The following is a 3,746-nucleotide window of genomic DNA, read 5'->3' on the forward strand; positions in this document are numbered from 1 at the left end:
CCCCGGGGGCACGGCGTGCCCGAGCGTGCCGACCTTCGGATCGGCATGCGCTCATTCTCCTCTTACCCGATTGCGCGCAACGGAGTTGCAAGGCAGCCCGGAAGTATCACGGGGACTGTCGCGATCGCGGAGGAGGAGATCTTCATGGCCGGACCCACATTCAACCGTCGCAGAGCCCTGCTCGGCGGCGCGGCGCTGCTCGGCGCTCCGCTCGTCGCGGGCCGGCCGGCGGAGGCGGCCGGCCCGGATCCGATCCCGATCCGGGGACGGATCGCCAACCCCTCGCACCGCGGCCAGCGTGTCTACACCGGACTGTACTTCGCCGGTCCGCACAACCGGAACTCCATTCCGCTGTTCACCCGCCACCCGCTCAACTTCGACCGGCTGGACTGGCGCAGCGAGGCGGACATCAGGTTCTCCCTGCAGCATCTGGTTGATCTCGGGCTCAACACGGTCAAGCTGTCCTACTTTGGGCATCTGGGCGACTCCGACGACTTCGCGCCGACGTGGCTGTTCTCCCAGCGGCGCTGGCCCCACGAGGGCGGCTCGGGCAACTACACCGAGGCCGAGCAGATCGCCAGGGTCCGGCAGCTGTTCGACATCGCCCACGGGATGGGCCTGCTGGTCGCGCCGCTGATCGAGGTGACTCCGAACAACAAGTTCTTCGACTACTTCCCGCACGCCCTCGACGAGCTGCTGTTCCGGGCCGGCTGGCTGCTCAAGCACTTCGGCGACGCGCCCAACTACCTTCGCGTCTTCGACAGGCAGGGCAAGGCGCGCCATGTCCTGTGGCAGATCGAGGCGATCCATCTCGGCGACGTCGACCCGGTGGCGTTCGCGGCCGGGTTCGACACCGCGGCCCAGCTGCTGCGCGAGCGCACCGGGCACGCGGTCGGCTGGGGCCTCGACGTGACCCCGCTGCCGCCGTACGGCCCGCACACCGGACCCGAGCCGGAGCTGCTGCGCGACACGGCCAGCGTCGTCATGATCAACCCGTTCAACATCACGTCGCAGGGACCAGGCGCGTTCGAGCCGCAGCCCGACGTCACCGAGGCCGAGCGGATGGAGTACGCGAGCGCCATCACGCAGCGCTGGGTCGGCTCGGGAATTCCGTACGTGGCCCCGCTGTTGCCCGGCTACGACCCGACCCCCGAGGTCTTCCCCGACCTGACCGCGTACGGGTTCAACGCCGACTGGCTGAGCCAGCAGCGGGAGCTGGCCGTGCGCAACGGAAACGCGGGCGTCTCGTTCGACACGCTGAACGGCTTCACCGAGGGCTACAACACCTATCCGACCGAGGAGGACGGCGACACCATCACGGTGTGGGCGCGTGAGAGCGTCGCCGCCCACCGTCGCTTTTGGACCTCGATCTGACGGACGGCGCCGTGCAACGGTCCCGCAATGCGCGGTGACAGGGTGGGCCGACCCATGGTCATCGATCCCACCGTCCCGAGAGAACCGAGCATGAACCACAAGAAGATCGTTCTATCCGTCGCCACCGCGCTCGCGCTCGCCGGCTGTGGATCCACCATGGCGGGACAGTCGGCGGGCCCACCGGCGGCCAGCTCCTCGGCGCCCACGACGGACCCGCCCGCCACGAGCTCCTCGACGCCACCGGCCGCGGCCGGCGACGACGCGGGCACCACGCCGACCGGAACCACGCTGAAGGTCGGGCAGCCCGCCACCGTGCTGTACGAGACGAAGGACGGCGCCAAGGAGACCACCCGGCTCGAGGTCACCGCCACCTCGGTGGAGAAGGGCGCGATCAGCGATCTGAAGAACTTCGACCTCGACGCGCAGACCAAGCTGAGCGAGCCGTTCTACGTCCACATGACCTTCCGCAACACCGGGCCGAACCCGATGGAGCCCGGCGGCATCTTCGGTCTGGTCGAGGCGCACAACACCGACGGCGACGAGCTCAACCGGCTCAGCCTGATCGGCGAGTTCGACAAGTGCGACGGCGAGGTGGTCGAGACCCTTGCCGTCGGCCAGTCGTACACCGACTGCGGCGTCTACCTCGCGCCATCCGGCCAGGCCCTCGGCGACGTCACCTTCGGCTTCTACCTCGGCTCCGACCGAACCGAGATCATCTGGAAGCCCTAGCCGGCCGGCCAGGCACCCCGGGCTGCGACCCGCCACCCTGACGCCGAGGGTCGACCGCTGAGGCTCAGCAGCGCCTGCGCGTCGAGCCCCACAACCGCTCGTACTCGTCGAGATCGGCGGACGCGACGATGGTTCCGTCCGCGAGCTCGACGACGCCGCGGGGGGCCGGCGAGGAGCCGTCGACCGGCACGCCGGGCACGTCGCTGGACCGGAACGGGTAATCGGCCGAGACGGACTTGCCGACGAAATGCTCGTACCGCGGCTCGGCCAGCTCACGCTTGGGGTAGTCGATGACCATGGTGGAGCCGTCCCGCGATTTGTCGAGCGCGTAACGGGTGCTTCCGTCCATCGGGTCGCGGTACTCGGTCAGCTCGATGTACCCGTCGAGCATCCGGTGCAGCTGGGTCGTCCGCAGCGTCGAACCCGCGCTGATCGCCGCGAAGTACCGGTGCCAGATCTCCTCTTTCTGGCGGCCCCAGCATTCGTACAGGCTGACGTCGTCGGTGTCGTAGAGCAGCCGCGAGCCGTCGGACCGGCGCAGCCTGAACCAGGGCTTGCGGTCGCACGGAACCTGTTCCCACCGCCCCTCGTGCATCCCCATCAACCGGCGCACCGCGCCCCATGCGGCTTGCTTGTCGCCGAAGCGGCGGGCGCCGAACCCCAGGTGGTCGACGTACCAGTCGTTCTCCACCAGGGTGCCGACCTGGATCTGCACCGCGCCGTCCTGCGGCCCGTGGTCCTTGAGCTCCCACTGCATCACGGCCCGGAACGGCTGGGCGCTCAGTAAGACCGGCTCGCCGCGATCAACGTCCACGGCACGGCAATGTAGTGGATCGCGGGCGCGCGTAGGGTGTCGGTTCGAGACGTCACCGCCGGAGGGGATCGACCGGTGAAGCCTGCCCTTGCGCGCCGCCGGCGGCCAACATCATGAGCCCGCGGGCCGAGGTGGGCGCCAGGGTGCTGTTCGACGCCGCCCACAGGTCCGACTGATCGCTCCGGGTCAGCTTCGGGTGCAGAGGGTTCCGTTGAGGGTGAACAAGGTGGGCTCGATGTTGGGCCCGGTGTAGTTGCCGACGAAGCCGATGTTGGCGCTGGCGCCCGGGGTGAGGCGGGCGTTGAAGTCGGCGTTGGTGATGGTCACCGTGGTGCCGTCCTGGCTCCAGGTGCCGTTCCAGCCACCGGCCTGCTGCTGCCACACCGTCGGCCAGGTGAACCGCAGCGTCCAGCCGTCGATCGTCTCGGCGCCGGTGTTGGTGATGTCGATGCTGGCGACGAACCCGCTGCCCCAGTTCGTGGTGTCGGTGAAGCGCACGGCGCACGTGCTGCTCGCCGGGGCGGGCGTGGTGATGGTCAGCGGTGGCGAGGACCAGGACACCCGCCCGGCGGTGTCGCGGGCGATCACGTTGACCGTGTACCGGTTGCCGGGGTTGAGGTTGTGCACGGTGAAGCTGGTGCCCGGCGTCTCGCCCCACTGCTCGCTGGTGGTGCCCAGGTGCCGGTACACCTCGTACTTGGCGATCGGGCTGGCGCCGGGCGCGGCCGCCGGCCAGCTGATCGTGGCGGTGCGATCGGTGACCGCGCCGGCCACCGGCGTGCCCGGCGCGCCGGGCGCCCCGGACGCGGCGGCGGCCGGGCGCAGCTCG

At 69.8% G+C, this 3,746-nt stretch carries 4 protein-coding genes; 2 read left to right on the forward strand and 2 right to left on the reverse strand.

The annotated features are described in order from the left end of the window. The first annotated feature begins 144 nt into the window (after nucleotides 1–144). Both VGX25_RS10815 and VGX25_RS10820 read left to right on the forward strand, forming a co-directional pair. Nucleotides 145–1,374 carry a hypothetical protein gene (locus VGX25_RS10815; protein WP_326917516.1) on the forward strand — a complete coding sequence of 410 codons (1,230 nt, stop codon included), beginning with the start codon at nucleotides 145–147 and terminating at the stop codon, nucleotides 1,372–1,374. 54 nt (nucleotides 1,375–1,428) lie between these two features. Further along, nucleotides 1,429–2,103, forward strand: coding sequence for a hypothetical protein (locus tag VGX25_RS10820; protein WP_326917517.1), 675 nt, complete (start codon nucleotides 1,429–1,431; stop codon nucleotides 2,101–2,103). A gap of 64 nt (nucleotides 2,104–2,167) precedes the next feature. On the opposite strand, the gene VGX25_RS10825 is transcribed toward VGX25_RS10820, so the two are convergent. Both VGX25_RS10825 and VGX25_RS10830 read right to left on the reverse strand, forming a co-directional pair. Beyond that, entirely contained in the window at nucleotides 2,168–2,917 is a 750-nt protein-coding gene (locus VGX25_RS10825; RefSeq protein ID WP_326917518.1) for a hypothetical protein, read from the reverse strand. Nucleotides 2,918–3,103: 186 nt separating this feature from the next. Then, a partial coding sequence (locus VGX25_RS10830) for a cellulose binding domain-containing protein (protein WP_326917519.1) occupies nucleotides 3,104–3,746 on the reverse strand: 643 nt, incomplete at its 5' end.

Source organism: Actinophytocola sp. (assembly GCF_035942955.1).
Lineage (GTDB): Bacteria > Actinomycetota > Actinomycetes > Mycobacteriales > Pseudonocardiaceae > DASYTH01.

What these genes read in the sequence shown, in the direction of transcription:
- VGX25_RS10815 (WP_326917516.1), top strand. Translation starts at nt 145, where the DNA reads ATGGCCGGACCCACATTCAACCGTCGCAGAGCCCTGCTCGGCGGCGCG.
- VGX25_RS10820 (WP_326917517.1), top strand. Translation starts at nt 1,429, where the DNA reads ATGGTCATCGATCCCACCGTCCCGAGAGAACCGAGCATGAACCACAAG.